Annotated in this window: 15 protein-coding genes; 3 read left to right on the top strand and 12 right to left on the bottom strand. The window is 67.5% G+C overall.

The annotated features are described in order from the left end of the window. Positions 1-108: 108 nt before the first annotated feature. The 9 genes from fdxA to EK403_RS18975 all read right to left on the bottom strand — a co-directional run bounded on the left by fdxA (position 109) and on the right by EK403_RS18975 (position 8,398). On the bottom strand, positions 109-447 hold the full coding sequence (fdxA, locus tag EK403_RS19015; RefSeq protein ID WP_128779039.1) for a ferredoxin FdxA: 339 nt from the start codon (positions 445-447) through the stop codon (positions 109-111). Positions 448-485: 38 nt separating this feature from the next. Next, on the bottom strand, positions 486-1,388 hold the full coding sequence (locus EK403_RS19010) for an ABC transporter ATP-binding protein (RefSeq protein WP_128779038.1): 903 nt from the start codon (positions 1,386-1,388) through the stop codon (positions 486-488). Beyond that, positions 1,385-2,266 (bottom strand): ABC transporter permease, encoded by an 882-nt coding sequence (locus tag EK403_RS19005; RefSeq protein WP_128779037.1) that lies wholly within the window; start codon positions 2,264-2,266, stop codon positions 1,385-1,387. The genes EK403_RS19010 and EK403_RS19005 overlap by 4 nt, the downstream gene beginning before the upstream one ends. A 4-nt stretch (positions 2,267-2,270) precedes the next feature. After that, complete coding sequence (locus tag EK403_RS19000) at positions 2,271-3,692, bottom strand: ABC transporter substrate-binding protein (RefSeq protein WP_128779036.1); 1,422 nt, start codon at positions 3,690-3,692, stop codon at positions 2,271-2,273. A 166-nt stretch (positions 3,693-3,858) separates the two neighbouring features. After that, positions 3,859-4,656 carry a Crp/Fnr family transcriptional regulator gene (locus EK403_RS18995; RefSeq protein WP_164919679.1) on the bottom strand — a complete coding sequence of 266 codons (798 nt, stop codon included), beginning with the start codon at positions 4,654-4,656 and terminating at the stop codon, positions 3,859-3,861. A gap of 378 nt (positions 4,657-5,034) precedes the next feature. Further along, positions 5,035-5,997, bottom strand: a complete 963-nt coding sequence (locus tag EK403_RS18990) for a HEAT repeat domain-containing protein (protein WP_128779035.1) — start codon at positions 5,995-5,997, stop codon at positions 5,035-5,037. A 13-nt stretch (positions 5,998-6,010) separates the two neighbouring features. Beyond that, positions 6,011-6,244, bottom strand: a complete 234-nt coding sequence (locus EK403_RS18985; RefSeq protein WP_128779034.1) for a 4Fe-4S dicluster domain-containing protein — start codon at positions 6,242-6,244, stop codon at positions 6,011-6,013. Between the two features lie 12 nt (positions 6,245-6,256). Continuing rightward, positions 6,257-7,996: a fumarate reductase/succinate dehydrogenase flavoprotein subunit gene (locus tag EK403_RS18980; protein ID WP_128779033.1), complete on the bottom strand. Its 1,740-nt coding sequence runs from the start codon at positions 7,994-7,996 to the stop codon at positions 6,257-6,259. Between the two features lie 33 nt (positions 7,997-8,029). Beyond that, positions 8,030-8,398: a DUF971 domain-containing protein gene (locus EK403_RS18975; RefSeq protein ID WP_128779032.1), complete on the bottom strand. Its 369-nt coding sequence runs from the start codon at positions 8,396-8,398 to the stop codon at positions 8,030-8,032. 162 nt (positions 8,399-8,560) lie between these two features. Here EK403_RS18975 and EK403_RS18970 point away from each other — a divergent pair, with 162 nt between their 5' ends. Together EK403_RS18970 and EK403_RS18965 are read left to right on the top strand one after the other, a co-directional pair. Continuing rightward, on the top strand, positions 8,561-8,902 hold the full coding sequence (locus tag EK403_RS18970) for a hypothetical protein (protein ID WP_128779031.1): 342 nt from the start codon (positions 8,561-8,563) through the stop codon (positions 8,900-8,902). A gap of 71 nt (positions 8,903-8,973) precedes the next feature. Next, positions 8,974-9,261: a hypothetical protein gene (locus EK403_RS18965; protein ID WP_128779030.1), complete on the top strand. Its 288-nt coding sequence runs from the start codon at positions 8,974-8,976 to the stop codon at positions 9,259-9,261. An 84-nt stretch (positions 9,262-9,345) separates the two neighbouring features. On the opposite strand, the gene EK403_RS22530 is transcribed toward EK403_RS18965, so the two are convergent. Continuing rightward, positions 9,346-9,516, bottom strand: coding sequence for a hypothetical protein (locus EK403_RS22530; RefSeq protein WP_164919678.1), 171 nt, complete (start codon positions 9,514-9,516; stop codon positions 9,346-9,348). Positions 9,517-9,806: 290 nt separating this feature from the next. Here EK403_RS22530 and EK403_RS18960 point away from each other — a divergent pair, with 290 nt between their 5' ends. Next, on the top strand, positions 9,807-10,178 hold the full coding sequence (locus EK403_RS18960; RefSeq protein ID WP_128779029.1) for a DUF1236 domain-containing protein: 372 nt from the start codon (positions 9,807-9,809) through the stop codon (positions 10,176-10,178). A gap of 10 nt (positions 10,179-10,188) precedes the next feature. On the opposite strand, the gene EK403_RS18955 is transcribed toward EK403_RS18960, so the two are convergent. Beyond that, positions 10,189-11,562 carry a carbohydrate porin gene (locus tag EK403_RS18955; RefSeq protein WP_128779028.1) on the bottom strand — a complete coding sequence of 458 codons (1,374 nt, stop codon included), beginning with the start codon at positions 11,560-11,562 and terminating at the stop codon, positions 10,189-10,191. A 115-nt stretch (positions 11,563-11,677) separates the two neighbouring features. Beyond that, positions 11,678-13,669 carry an acyl CoA:acetate/3-ketoacid CoA transferase gene (locus EK403_RS18950; protein ID WP_128779042.1) on the bottom strand — a complete coding sequence of 664 codons (1,992 nt, stop codon included), beginning with the start codon at positions 13,667-13,669 and terminating at the stop codon, positions 11,678-11,680. Between the last annotated feature and the right edge of the window lie 79 nt (positions 13,670-13,748).

The following is a 13,748-nucleotide window of genomic DNA, read 5'->3' as shown; positions in this document are numbered from 1 at the left end:
GAGAACAGCGTGTCGGTCCAGTGACGCACATGCGTCACGCGCTCCTCGAGATATTTGCTCATCGCTCGTCGCGCCTTGGCTTGGTCGGGTCGGTTGAGGGGATGCGGTTCACGCGGCCGCCGGGTCGGCATGGCCGAACGCGGCCTGGAGCTTGCCGGGCGCGCCGTCCCAGTCCGCGGCGTCCGGCGGCGGGTCGGATTTCTCAGACACGTTCGGCCAGAGCGCGGCGTATTTCGCATTGAGCGCGAGCCAGCCTTCGAGGCCCGGCTCTGTGTCGGGCTTGATCGCCTCGGCGGGGCATTCGGGCTCGCAGACGCCGCAGTCGATGCATTCGTCGGGCGCGATGACCAGCATGGTCTCGCCCATGTAGAAGCAGTCGACCGGGCAGACCTCGACGCAGTCCATATACTTGCAGCGGATGCAGTTTTCCGTGACGACATAGGTCATCGTCGGCCGTCCTCGAAAGCGGGTTTGGGACGCGGGCGCTAGAGCGCCTTGGCGATGTCGTGGCCGTCGAAATTCGCCGCCAGCCCCTTCAGGGCGTCGGCGTTGATCTCGCCGCCCATGGCCTTGAGACTCTCCTCGCGGATCAGCGACATCAGCCCGCGCCTGAGCGCCAAGAACTCCGACGACATGATGAGCGCATGCTCGCGCGGCCGCGGCAGCGGCACCGCGACCTCGGCCTTGATGGCGCCGGGGCGCGCCGTCATGACGTAGACGCGGTCCGACAGGAACACCGCCTCGTCGATGTCGTGGGTCACGAACAGCACCGAGATCTTCAGCCGCTGCCACATATTGGTGAGGATCTGCTGCATGATCAGCCGCGTCTGCGCGTCGAGCGCGCCGAACGGCTCGTCGAGCAGCAGGATGCGGGGGCCGGTGGCGAGCGCCCGCACGATGCCGACGCGCTGCTTCATCCCGCCCGAAAGCCCGTCCGGATAGTGGTTCTCGAACTGCGAGAGGCCCGCGAGGCCGAGCAAAGTGCGGGCCTGGCGGCGGCGCTCGGAGCGGTGGAGCCCCTTCATCTTGAGCCCGAACTCGACGTTCTGGACGACAGTCATCCAGGGAAACAGCGAGTATTGCTGGAAGATCATCCCGCGGTCTGCGCCGGGGCCTTCGACGGGCCTGCCGTCGACCAGCACCGCGCCGGAGGTCGGCTTAAGGAAGCCCGCCAGCGCGTTCAGCATTGTGGACTTTCCGCAGCCAGACGGTCCAATGATCGAGACGAACTCGCCAGGCTCGACCGTCAGAGAGACGCCCGAGACCGCGTCGACCGGGCCGTTGGCGGTCTCATATCTGAGGCCGAAATCCTCGATCTCGATCTTCCCGAGCCGGTTCTGGACGGCGGGGCGCGGCTCGTCGGCGCGCTTCAGGGAGACGACGGTCATCGGGCGGCGCTCCAGGGCATGGCGAGCCGGCCGATCAGGCGGATCGCGAAACTCGAGGCGAGGCCCAGCACGCCGATCGCGATCATGCCGAGCGCGATGTCGGAATACTGGACGAGGCTATAGGCCTCCCAGGTGAAGTAACCGATGCCGAACTGGCCCGAGATCATCTCGGCGGCGATCAGCGAAACCCAGGCGACGCCCATGCCGACGGTGAGGCCGGTGAAGATCTGCGGCAGCGTCGCGGGCAGATAGACTTCGCGGAACGTCGCGGCCTCGCTCGCGCCGAGCGAGCGGGCGGCGCGCACCAGAACGGGGTCGACAGTCGACATGCCGTGCAGCGTGTTGAGCAAAATGGGGAAAAACGAGCCGAGAAATGTGATGAACACGATCGACTGCTCGTTCGTCGGCCACAGCATGATCGCCATTGGCACCCAGGCGATCGCCGGGATCGGCCGCAGCACCTCGGACACCGGAAACACCGCCTCGCGCAGCAGCCGGAAACGGCCCATCAGCAGGCCGAGCGGGACCGCGACCGCGGCCGCGATCAGGAAGCCGAACAGGATGCGCCGGCAGCTCATGCCGACATGCTCGAAGAACGTCCCGCTCAGGAACGCCGTCTCGGCGCTCGCCAACACGTCGGCGGGCGAGGGGACATTGGCGAAGCGCACATAGACATTGACGCGGTAGGTCGTCAGCAGGTGCCAGGCCATCACGAACAGCGCGAGCGAGACGAAGCCGACCAGGGCCGGCCGGACAGGCAGCCCCGAGACGGCTCCTCGCAACCCGAGGCGCCGGGTCCGGGCGCTGCCTGCGACGGGGGGCGCCTGCGGAAGCTCTGGCCGGGCAGGGGCGGCGGCGGGGGCGGCTGCGCTCGCCATCGGCTCAGCCCTTCGTCGCCGCGGCGATGGCGTCTTCGAAGGCCAGCACCTTGCCGCCGGACTTCGCCGCATAGGCTTCGGCGTCGCTCTTCAGCATGAAGGGCGCGAGCTCGCTCTTCTCGCCCGAGACGTAGAACGCCTTGTCGGCGAACAGCTTGATGCCCTTCGCGGTGTCGAACACATAGGCGACGTTCATCGCCGTGCCCTTCGACTGGAAGTCGCGATAGGCGCCGAGCGTGCACGAGGCGCTGGAGAAGGGCAGGATGTCGCCGTCCTTGACCCAGATCTCGCCCGCCTTGCGCGGCTCCTTGATCTCGGTCTTGCAGAAGCGGTCCTCGCCCTTGACCTCGAAATTCGCCGTTGAGGCCAACTGGGCGTCGTAGTCGAGGCCGCGCTTCTTGAAGGCCGCGCGCAGATAGCCGTCATTGACCCAGGGGTCGACGTCGAACTCCTTCATCCGGCCCATGTCCTGCAGGACCTTGACGTCGACCTTGGCGGCGTCGATCAGCGGCTTCTTGAGGGTCGGGTCGACCGTCATGATGCCGCCCGGGCCGAGGAAGACGTAGACCACTTCCTTGTCGGTGCCGGTCCATTTCGAGATCATCTCGGCGGCGCGCTTGGGGTCTTCCCTGACCCATGCGGCGGCGTCGAGCGCCGCCTGCAGATAGGCGTCGACGAGCTCCGGATATTTCTCGGCGAAGTCGGTCCGCACCACGACGCCGTGCCAGGTCGGCAGATTGGTCTGCACCCCGTCGAAGATCTTGCGCGCGAAGCCGCGGAACGGCAGCAGCTCCGCGAAGGGCACGAAGTCGGCGTGGGCGTCGATCTTCTGCTCCTTCAGATTGGTGGAGCCGACCTCAGGGCTCTGGCTCACCAGAGTGAAGAAGTCCTTCGGGAGCTTGGCGTCCTGCATGGCCTTCAGGACCATGCCGTGCGCGGCCGAGCCGAAGGGGACGCTCAGCGTTTTGCCCTTCAAATCCTCAAGCGCGTAGTAGGGGCTGTCCTTGTGCACCACCACGCCGTTGCCCGAGCCATAGAGGTTGTAGGCCGCGACCGCGATCAGCTGGGACTTCGACTCCGCATTGTTCTGGAACGTGTAGCCGTTCACGACGAGCGGGTAGTCGCCCATCCCGCCGAACTGCAGCTTGCCGGCCATCATGCCATTGGTGACAGGCGGGCCCGAGGTGAAGTTCTGCCATTCGAGCTTGACGTCGATGCCGGCGTATTTGCCGTCCTTCGGCAGATGCTTCTCGAGCAGCTTGAGCTCGCGGATCACCGCGCCGGTCGTCACCGTGTTGGTGGTGGTGTCCTGCGTGCCGATCCCGATCGTCAGGGTCTCGGCGCGCGCCGGCGCGCCGTGAGCGAGGCTGGCCGCGACAAGAGCCGCAAGCGACGTCGCGGAGAGAACGTTTCTCAGTTTCGGCATGGCCACCTCGCTTCGATCCGACCGCTTGCGTCGGAAGATCCGACGCTCGGATCATCGAAGCCGGCCGCGCCGCGTTCAAACGAAGACCGGGTGGGACGGTCGATTAGTTGCCAAAAAAGCAGGCGTGGCGCGGTGCGCGGCAGGGGGCGGGCAGGGCGCCCGCCATTTAGGCGTCCTTGCCGCTGCGCATCTGCGCCAGCGCAGCCGGCCGGCGGATGAGGATGTCGGACCGCCGGGCCTCGACCACGCCGCGCTCCGCGAGGCGCCGGAGGCTGATCGTGACCCATTGGCGCGTCGCGCCGACGAGATGGGCGAGGTCCGCATGTGTGAAGCTCGCGGCGATTAGCACGCCGTCGTCCTCGGGGACGCCGTAGAGATCGGCGAGATGCAGCAGGAGATGCGCCAGCCGCTCGGTGATCGAGCGGGTGCCGAGCATCTGGGCCATAGTCGAGTAGCACTTGCCCTTGAAGACGAGGCCGTCGATCAGGCTGATGGCGAGCGCGGGGATCTCGGACGCCAGGTCACGCAGGACGCCGCCCGGCAGATGCACCACGCTTGAATTGCTCGCGGCCATCCCCGACCAGACATGCGGCCCGCCGCCGAACACCTCAGGCCCGCCGACGAAGTTGCCCGGATACCAGTAGGCGAGGGTGATCTCGCGACCCGAGGGCGCGGCGTAGAACACGCGGATGCGGCCGCTCTCGATGAGATAGATGCCGTCATGCGGCGATCCCTGGCTGAACAGCGTCGCGCCGCGATAGAGCACGCGCTTGCGGCCGCGCTGCAGGACCGACTTCTTCTCCGCCTCGGTCAGGCTTTCGAGCAACGGCCGCTGCCGCTGGGCGCTCCGCGCGACCGTCTGACCCTCGCCGTCTGACAGCAGAAGCGCGAGCGCCGGGTTCGAGACCGCGGGCTGGACCGACATTGTGGGCGGCCATGCGACCGCCGCCGATGGAGGCGCCATACTCTCCTCCTACCCTTTGTGTGCAGTGCAGCGCACCACGGAACGGTTCTAATTCAAAGCCCGAAAGCCGGGCAGTCGGAGCGCCCGAATGGCGCTCAAGTAAGCTTTCTATTCATTATACTGATTTTATGGAATGGCAATCGGCAAAGGGAATGAGTCGGAGATTTCGCCGCCCAAACGCAAAACGCGCCGGCGAAACGCCGGCGCGTCGGAGGATAAGCAGAAAGAGTGTCTGGCGCCCGCCACGACGCAGTCATGCCCGCGCAAAGCGCGGGTATCCACGACTTGGTCGTGGAACTCTATGGTCCCGGAAAGTCGTGGATGCCCGGCTCCGCCGGGCATGACGGCGACCTCAAGCTGAATGGAAGGGCGTCAGCGTCACACCGCTTCGCGGCAGCGGCCGATCGCCCAGCGGATCAGCTTGCGGACGTCCGGGTCCGGGTCCTCGGCCGCCGGCTCGAGCCAGTTGAGGGCGCGCGGCGCGGCGATCTCGCCGAGGGCCGCGGCCGCCTCCTTGCGGAGGTTGCTGATCTCGGAGCCGAGCGTCCCGCCGAGCGCGTCGACCGCGCTTTCGGCCCGCAGCCGTCCCAGCGAATTCGCCGCCTTGGCGCGGACCTGCCAGACGCCGTCGTCGAGCGCGCCGATCAGGCCGACGGTCGCCTCCGGCAGCCGGATCTTGCCAGCGGACGCAGCCGCCTCCTCGCGCACCTGCCAATGCTCGTCTCCGAGGCCGGCGACCAGCGTCGACGCGCCGGGGCCGCCCGGCCGCACGAAGACCAGCGCCGCCATGGTGGCGCGTCTCACCGTCGCGTCAGGGTCGGACGCGGTCGCGATCAGCGCCGGCATCGCCTCCTCGGCCTTGAGATAGCCGATGACGCCAAGGCCCTCGCGGCGGACCTCCGGGGCGGGGCTCCGCAGGGCGCGCAGAGCCGCGGCGAGCGCGTCGGGCAAGGTGAGTTCGCGCAGCGCCCGCAACGCCGCCGCCTGGACGAAGGGGTCGGGATGTTCGGCGCGCTCGATCAGCAGCGGCGCGCAGGCCGGCTCCTTCTTGTCGGCGAGCGACTCGGCGGCGGCGTGGCGGACCGCGTCGTCGGCGTCCTCGAGCGAGCCGACCAGGCCCTCGACGACCGCCGGGCCGTCATGCTCGTCGAGCGCCTTGGCGGCCGCGGCCCGCACCGACGGATCCGGATCGCCGAGGCCCTTGAGCAGCAGCACCACGGCCTCGGGGCCGACCTGCTCGGCGAGCTCCATCATGGCGACGCGGCGCACGCCGGCGTCAGGGTCCTGGGCGCGCTCCTTCAGGTCGTCGAGATCGTCGTCGAAGGCGTCGAACACGGGCATGGGTCCGGCTCCCTCAGCGCAGCAGATAGGGGATGTTGACCTTGACCGCGCCGGTCGGGCAGTCGGCCTCGCAGGGCATGCAGTACCAGCACTCGTCGTACTTCATGAACGCCTTCTTGCGCCCCTCGTCGATCGCCAGGATGTCGAGCGGGCAGACGTCGACGCAGACGGTGCAGCCCTTCTCGGCGATGCATTTGGCGTCGTCGATGACGACCGCGGCGCTGCTTGACTGAGTGATGATCGGCATCGTGTCGTGTCCTTACTCGGCCGCCTGGGGGGCCTTCACGCGGAGCTGGTGGTAGGCCGCCATCTCCTCCGCCTCGACCGGCACCACGTAAGGCGCGACCTCGCGCTTGCGGTGGGACATCCGCCCGGCCGCGTCCTTGAACAGCATGGTGTGGCAGTACCAGTCCTCGTCGTTGGTCTCGGGGTGGTCGACGCGCAGATGGTAGAAGCCCCAGCGGCTCTCGGTCCGGTAGAGCGAGGCCGCCGCGGCCATGTCGGCGCAATCGAGGATCGACTGCATCTCGAGCGCGCGGTGGAGCTCGTGCGGATCGCGGGCGCAGAGCGCCGAGAGATCGTCGCGAATCTCCGCGAAGCGACGCTGGGCGATCTCCATCTTGGCCGTCACCTTGGGCGGCTCGAGATAGTCGTTCACCAGCCGGCGGGTCTTGAACTCCATCTCGTGCGGCGTGAGGCCGTCCGCGCGGCGGGTCGGGGCGAGCACGCGCTCCTGCTCGGCGAGGAGGTCGCCTTCGTCGAAGGCGGGGAGGTCGAGGTCGGCGCAGTACGAGGCTGCGTCGGCGCCGGCGATCCCGCCATTCACGAAGGCGCCCAGCATGTAGTTGTGCGGCACGCTCGCCATGTCGCCGGCGGCGTAGAGGCCCGGGATGGTGGTTCGGGCGTTCTCGTCGACCCACACGCCCGAGGCCGAATGGCCCGAGCAGAAGCCGATCTCCGAGATGTGCATTTCGACCGGGCGCTTGCGGTAGTCGTTGCCGCGCTTCTCGTGGAAGCGGCCGCGCGAGGGCCGCTCATTGGTGTGCAGGATCTGCTCGATCTCGGAGATCGTCTCCTCGGCGAGATGGTCCATCTTGAGGAAGACCGGCCCGGCGCCGCTCTGCAGTTCGCGCCAGAACTCGAGCATCATCTGGCCCGACCAGTAGTCGCATTCGATGAAGCGCTGGCCCTTGTTGTTCGCCGTGTATCCGCCGAACGGTCCGGTGACATAGGCGCAGGACGGGCCGTTGTAGTCCTTGATCAACGGGTTGATCTGGTAGCATTCGAGGTTCGCGAGCTCGGCGCCGGCGTGGTAGGCCATCGCATAGCCGTCGCCGCAATTCGCCGCGTTCTCATAGGTGCCGAACATGTAGCCGGAGGCCGGCAGGCCGAGCCGGCCGGCCGCGCCGCAGGCCAGGATCACGGCCTTGGCGCGCACCACGAGGAACTCCGACGTCCGCGTGTTGACGCCGATCGCACCGGCGATGCGCCCGTCGGCGGCCTTCAGGAGCCTGGTCGCCATGTAGCGGTTGGTCACGGCGACCTGCAGGCGGCGGAGCTGCCGGTACAGCACCTTCTTGACGTTGTGGCCTTCCGGCATGGGCAGCACATAGGTCCCCATGTGGTGGACCTTGCGCATGTTGTATTCGCCGGAGCCGTCCTTCTCGAACTTCACCCCGAGCCTGTCGAGGTACTGGATCATCGGGAAGGAGCCGGTGGCGTAGGCCATCACGGCTTTCTGGTGGACGATGCCGTCATTCGCGACGGTGATCTCCTTCACATACTGCTCGGGCGTCGCGTAGCCGGGCACGACGGCGTTGTTCAGCCCGTCCATGCCCATGGAGATCGCGCCGGAGCGCTTGACGTTCGCCTTCTCCATCAGGACGACCTTGAGCGACGGGTTCGCCTCCTTGGCCTTGATGGCGGCCATCGGGCCGCCGGTGCCGCCGCCGATGACGAGGATGTCGGCCTCGATGGTTTCGGTCGTCGCGTCGGTCATCTGTGTTCCGTCCCGTTCGATATGCGGGGAGTGTCAGGCCGCCGCGGCGGTCTCGGCAGCCGTCTCGCTCTGGCGGGCGAGGGCGCGCAGATAGGTCCAGGGAAAGATCCCGCGGTCATGCCCGTCGGCGAAGACGAGATGGACCGCGTAGCCGCCGATCGGGTCGACGCCGACGATCGCGGCGTCCGCGAAGCGCTCGGGGAAGCGGCCGTCGGCGCGCGCGCGGGTGCACCAGGCGCAGCGGCAGCCGAGGCGCATCGCCTCGGCCGGCACGCTCTCCCGGGCGCCGTCGGCGAACGCCATGCCGAGCGCCCGCCCGCCGCGCGCGACCGTCGCCTCGACGGGCGCGTCGGCCGGGTCGAAGGGCGCCGGCGCCGTCAGGCTTTCAAGTCCGTGGGCCATCAGAGCCCTCCATCACGTCCTGTTGACTTCAGAGGAACGGACGAAGCGATCGAGCGACAGCAATTAGTTGCCGGGCGCGCCCGATTGAGGCGCGGGGGTCTTCGCCTTGACGGCGGGCGCGGAAGCGCGACCTAATCACCGGCTAACAACACGGTGATCGGCATGCGCCTTAGAACCGCCGTCCTCGCAGCCGTCGCGGCCGCCATCCCGCTCTCCACGGCGCTTGCGGCCGACCAGCCGCGCCGGCTCTCGAATTACGAGCGGGGCCCCGCGCCGTCGATCAACGACGAACGCCGCGCCGTGGTCGTGGACCGCATGGCCGGCCGCGCCGGCGCCGTCCTGGACGAGGACGGCGTCCTGTTGAAAAAGTCGTTCGTCGACCCGGCGCCGCCCGCTCGCGTCGAGCGGCGCGTTTATGTGCGCGAGGGCTACCGTCGCGCCTTCCAGCTCTATGGCGGCTTCTACGGCCTAGATCGCTGGGGCTACAGCCGGGGCGGATGGTGACGTCCGCCTTCGCTTGACGCCGACCCTTGCGTCGGCGAGGTTTTGTGTGGGGCAGAGCAATGAGCACGTCCATGCGCGCAAGCATCGCCGCTCTTCTCGCCGCCCTCGTCGCGGCGCCGCCCGCCTTCGCGGCCGATCTGGCCGAACGCCACTCGACCTATGAGCGCCGCAGCTATGAGAGCAGCCGCATCGTGGTCGACGAGCCCTATGAGGAAGAGGTGGTGGTCCGTCGCCGGTTGTTCGTGCGCGAGCTAGAGCCGGCGGGTCCCCATGTCTATTACCGGGAGCGCGGGCCGCGGGCCGGCATCGTGTTCGACGAGCCCTATGGCTGGGCCGAGGACGACGACGAGGCGTGGTGACTCCCGTTTCTGGATCGCACGAAAAAAGGTGACCGCCGCGGCGATCACCTTTGTCGGTTTCCGAAGCGTCTCGGAACTCGCGTCTCAGCGGCCGTGTTGGTCCGCATGGACGTCCACGCCGCGAAGAGCGGCCATCAGCGACTCGATCTGAGCCGGCATATGCTCACGCTCGTTCGCGACGAGCCGCTCGCGCAGCTTCTCGCCGAGTTGCTCTTGCACATGCCGGTCGAGCGCCGGGGTTCTGTCCTCCGCCATGATCACGGCCTCCGGATCAGCAATGCGCGGACGCCACGTCCGCGGCAGAATTGCGTTTGTTCGACGGCGTAACGAGGCAGGAGTCGGAGCGGTTCCAAAGAAAGTTCATCTTGTCAGCTCCGCCGTCGAAAGGTTTGCGTATCGTTGGGAGTGACGTCTCAGGCCGAGCGACAGATTAGGACTTCGCTCGCGCTGAAGGGGATGAGATCGCAATTCGGGAGATACGCATCGCCATGGAACTTCGGAGCTCGCAGGTCCGTTAGGACCGCGAGGGAAACTGAGAGGTCCACATGCGCACCGCCTTGATCATGCTTGTCGGCTTCGGCGCCGTCACCGGAGCGACGTCGGTCGTGGCCCAGGACGTCATCGTCCGCGAGCCCGCCGAGCGCCGCGTCATCGTCCGCGAGCCGAGCGAGCGCCGAGTGATCATCGAAGAGGACCGGGACGTCGTGGTCCGTCGCCCGTCCGCCGTCGTGCGCCGCTACGTGGTCGAGGAGCGCCGTCCGTCGATCGCCTATGAGCGCCGGGTGGTCGTAGGCGACACGCTGCCCGAGAGCGTCGAAACCTACGACGTGCCGGATTCCGACTATGGCTACACGGTGCTGAACGACCGTCGCTACATCCTCGACCACGATCGCCGCATCGTCGACGTCGTGGACTGATGCACGCGCCTCAGAACGTTACGACGGTGGTGACGCCGAAGATCGTGGCGTTCGGGATGCGCCGGCCGCCGTCTTCGGGCGGCCCGCCATTCGGACGCATGACATATTGTAATGTCGGCTGGACGGTGAGGCCGGGGACGATCTCGGCCTTGTAGGTGGCCTCGACGATGGCCTCGTACCGGCTCAGCGCGCCGCTCGTTCCGTCCGCGCGATAGGCGGCGCGCTCCGCCTCGCGGAGCTTCGGCGAAAAGCCAGCATAGGCGACCGCGAGGCCGATCTCGTCGGCCGGGCGGCCGGGGACGACACCTTTCGCCACTGCGCCGCCGTCGAGATAGACGTTGATCGTGTTGCGGTCGGCACCGCCGAGAATGGCCCGGGCGAAGATCCCGACGCCGTCGTCCTCGTCCCCGCCAGGCATGCGCCAGACCTGCTGGTCGAGGATCGCGAAGACGTTGAGGTTGTCGTTGAGGCGCCGCGGCTCTCCGTTCGAGCCGGCGGAGCCCAGCACGAGCCCGTCAGTCCCGCGCTTCAGGTCGTCGAACGTCCCGAAATGCGCATAGCCGCCGAATTTCAGCCCGCCGGGCAGGCCGAACAGGCCCTCCTCGTAGCGATACCGGCCCTCGAGGATCACGAGAGGCGGGTCGCCGAGCCTGAAGTTCAGACCGTGGGGATTGTTCTTCTGCGGGTCGAACGCGTCCGGATTTGCGGGCGTCGAGTTGTAGATCGCGCCCACCAGGGTGAAGGTCTCCGTCGCCTTCCAGGTCACCTGCGCGCCGAGCGAGGCCAGTGGATAGGCCGGGCCTTCCTGCGGCAGGTTTTCTGAGGGCGCGGCCGCCCAGCCCAGCGTCGCCCCGATGAAGGTCTCGGCGTAGTCGCTGATCATGAACTCCTCGTCGGCCGCCATCTGGCCGAACTGGAGCTCGAAGCGCTCGCCGAGCTGCTGCTCGTAATAGAGCTCGAACAGCCGGGTCGTCGGGCGCGCGCCGATGTCGTTCGCGGCCAGGATGTTGCCGACATAGCGCTCGGAGACGTCCTTGCCGTGGATCTGGAACATCGAGGCGTGGAGCCGACCGCCCTCGATCTTGGCGACCTTCTCGAAATCGACGTCGAGCGCCAGGCTGAACAGCCCGCTATAGGTCGCGCCCTCGCGCATCCCGCCGTGGAGATTGGCGCGCGGGTCCGAGAAGTAGAAGCCGGAGAATCGGAAGCCGCGTTCGGCGAGCGCGTCGCGAAATTGCTTGGCGCCGGCGAGCGCCGGCACGCTGTCGAGGATCGAGGGCTCGGCCTCCGCATCCTCAGTCTCGCCGGCGGAGGCTGGCGAAATGGCGGTCGCCGCCAGCGCGATCGCCGCGAACACTCCCCTGATCGACGCGATCGTCCTCAACTGAGCCCCCCGACTCGCTGCGCCTTCACCGGGCGCTTGAGCGATTAATAAGGGACTCGAACCGCGGATGGCAAAGTCGCAGCGGCAAGGCTCAATCGTCGATTGCGTGCGGTCTTTAGGCTGCGCTCGCCACCGTGTCGTCCTCGTCGGTCTCGCCGAAGGCGGCGTTGACCTTTTCGGCCCGGTCGAGGAAGGCGTGGGCGTCCTCCTTGCGCTCGAAGACGTGGGGCGCAAGGCCGCGCTTCTTCAGGGCCTCCTGCATCTTGAGGCGGAGGAAGCCGTTGGTGGCGTAGCGCGTCGTGGTCGCGTACCAGTTCTCCATCAGATACTCGATCATCTCGGCGTAGTCGTCATAGAGCGCTTCGGAGATCTTGAAGCCGTCGTGATTGACGACCGAGTTGACGCGTTTTCCCGCCTGCCGGCAGCCGTCGACGATCGCCTCGCGGAGGTCGTCGATGTCCGCCTTGGTGCGGACCTGGAACCCCTCGAGGTTGAGGAACAGGATGTTGCGCGAGGCGTCGTAGCTCACGCGCTCGCAGAGATTGAGGTTGAGCAGGTCCTTGACCAGCTCCATCGGCTCGTCGCGGAAGATCCGCGGGTCCATCGCGCGCGGCTCGCGGATGATCGGCCGGAACTCCATGTGCGGGAGGATGTCGCGCTCGACGTCGATCCCGGGCGCGACCTCTATGAGCTCCAGCCCCTCAGGCGTCAGCTGGAAGACGCAGCGCTCGGTGACGTAGATAACCGGCTGGCGGCGCTCCTGCGCGAACGGGCCCGAGAAGGTGTTCTGCTCGACCTGCTTGATGAACTTTTTCGAGCGGCCTTCCTGGACGATCCGGACCTTGCCGTCCTCGATCGCAATCTCCAGCCCGCCGACCGTGAAGGTGCCGGCGAACACCACTGTGCGGGCGTTCTGGCTGATGTTGATGAAGCCGCCGCAGCCATTGAGCTTGCCGCCGAACGCCGAGGTGTTGACGTTGCCGGCCTCGTCGCACTCGGCCATGCCGAGGCAGGTCATGTCGAGCCCGCCGCCGTCGTAGAAGTCGAACATCTGGTTCTGGTCGATCACGCAGTCGGCGTTGGTGGCCGCGCCGAAGCTCGAGCCAGAGGCCAGCACGCCGCCCACGGCCCCGGCCTCGGTGGTGAGCGTGATGTAGGGCGTGACCTTCTCCTCGTTGGCGATCGAGGAGATGCCTTCCGGCGCGCCGACGCCGAGATTGACGACGCCGTTCGGCGGCAGCTCGAAGGCTGCGCGGCGCGCGATGATCTTGCGGGCGTCGAGCTTCATCCGGGCGATGCCGGTGACGGGCACGCGGATCTGGCCCGACAGCGCCGGATCGTGCATCACGCCGTAGTTCATGCGGTGCATCTCGCCCTCGGCCAGCACCACGCAGTCGACCAGAATGCCGGGGATGCGGACGTCCTTCGGCAGCAGGAAGCCGTCGTCGACGATGCGCTCGACCTGCGCGATCACCACGCCGCCATTGTTGCGGGCCGCCATCGCCTGGGCGAGGCAGTCGAGGGTGAGCGCCTCCTTCTCCATCGTGATGTTGCCGGACGGGTCCGCCGAGGTGCCGCGGATGAACGCGACGTCGATCTTGGTCGCCTTGTAGAACAGCCACTCCTCGCCATCGACCTCGACGACCTTGACGATCTCCTCGTCGGTCAGAGTGTTGACGCGGCCGCCGCCATGGCGCGGGTCGACATAGGTGTGGAGCCCGACCTTGGAGAACAGGCCGGGCTGGCCGGCGGCGCAGGCGCGGTAGAGCTGGCTGATGACGCCCTGCGGAAGATTGTAGCCGCGGATGCGGTTTTCCTTCGCCGCCTGCGCGACCTTAGGCATGCGCCCGAAATTGGCGGCGATCACCCGCGACAGCAGGCCTTCATGGTGGAGCCGGCCGGTGCCGAGCCCCTTGGAATCGCCCGCGCCCGCCGTCATCACCAGCGTCAGCCCCTTGGGCGAGCCCGTCTCGACGTAGCGCTTTTCGAGCGCCGCATGCAGCAGCTCCGGGATGCAGCTCTGCACGAAGCCCGTCGTGGTGACGACGTCGCCGTCATTGATCAATGCCATCGCCTCGTCGGCGGTGATGACCTTGTTCTTCTTCATGTTCGCCATGCGGCGCGTCCTTCCCCGGGCCTGCCTCTTGGCGTCGCGGCGGAGGCCGGGAGCGAGGTCTTCAGCACAA

This window comes from Hansschlegelia zhihuaiae (assembly GCF_004103825.1).
In the GTDB taxonomy this organism is placed as follows: Bacteria; Pseudomonadota; Alphaproteobacteria; order Rhizobiales; family Methylopilaceae; genus Methylopila; species Methylopila zhihuaiae.
Note: the sequence above shows the minus strand (reverse complement) of the source record. Positions and strands in the feature narration are given on the sequence as shown.

Excerpts from the sequence above, each read along its gene's own strand:
- fdxA (WP_128779039.1), bottom strand. The coding sequence starts at position 447 with ATGACCTATGTCGTCACGGAAAACTGCATCCGCTGCAAGTATATGGAC.
- EK403_RS19010 (WP_128779038.1), bottom strand. The coding sequence starts at position 1,388 with ATGACCGTCGTCTCCCTGAAGCGCGCCGACGAGCCGCGCCCCGCCGTC.
- EK403_RS19005 (WP_128779037.1), bottom strand. The coding sequence starts at position 2,266 with ATGGCGAGCGCAGCCGCCCCCGCCGCCGCCCCTGCCCGGCCAGAGCTT.
- EK403_RS19000 (WP_128779036.1), bottom strand. The coding sequence starts at position 3,692 with ATGCCGAAACTGAGAAACGTTCTCTCCGCGACGTCGCTTGCGGCTCTT.
- EK403_RS18995 (WP_164919679.1), bottom strand. The coding sequence starts at position 4,656 with ATGGCGCCTCCATCGGCGGCGGTCGCATGGCCGCCCACAATGTCGGTC.
- EK403_RS18990 (WP_128779035.1), bottom strand. The coding sequence starts at position 5,997 with ATGCCCGTGTTCGACGCCTTCGACGACGATCTCGACGACCTGAAGGAG.
- EK403_RS18985 (WP_128779034.1), bottom strand. The coding sequence starts at position 6,244 with ATGCCGATCATCACTCAGTCAAGCAGCGCCGCGGTCGTCATCGACGAC.
- EK403_RS18980 (WP_128779033.1), bottom strand. The coding sequence starts at position 7,996 with ATGACCGACGCGACGACCGAAACCATCGAGGCCGACATCCTCGTCATC.
- EK403_RS18975 (WP_128779032.1), bottom strand. The coding sequence starts at position 8,398 with ATGGCCCACGGACTTGAAAGCCTGACGGCGCCGGCGCCCTTCGACCCG.
- EK403_RS18970 (WP_128779031.1), top strand. The coding sequence starts at position 8,561 with ATGCGCCTTAGAACCGCCGTCCTCGCAGCCGTCGCGGCCGCCATCCCG.
- EK403_RS18965 (WP_128779030.1), top strand. The coding sequence starts at position 8,974 with ATGCGCGCAAGCATCGCCGCTCTTCTCGCCGCCCTCGTCGCGGCGCCG.
- EK403_RS22530 (WP_164919678.1), bottom strand. The coding sequence starts at position 9,516 with ATGGCGGAGGACAGAACCCCGGCGCTCGACCGGCATGTGCAAGAGCAA.
- EK403_RS18960 (WP_128779029.1), top strand. The coding sequence starts at position 9,807 with ATGCGCACCGCCTTGATCATGCTTGTCGGCTTCGGCGCCGTCACCGGA.
- EK403_RS18950 (WP_128779042.1), bottom strand. The coding sequence starts at position 13,669 with ATGAAGAAGAACAAGGTCATCACCGCCGACGAGGCGATGGCATTGATC.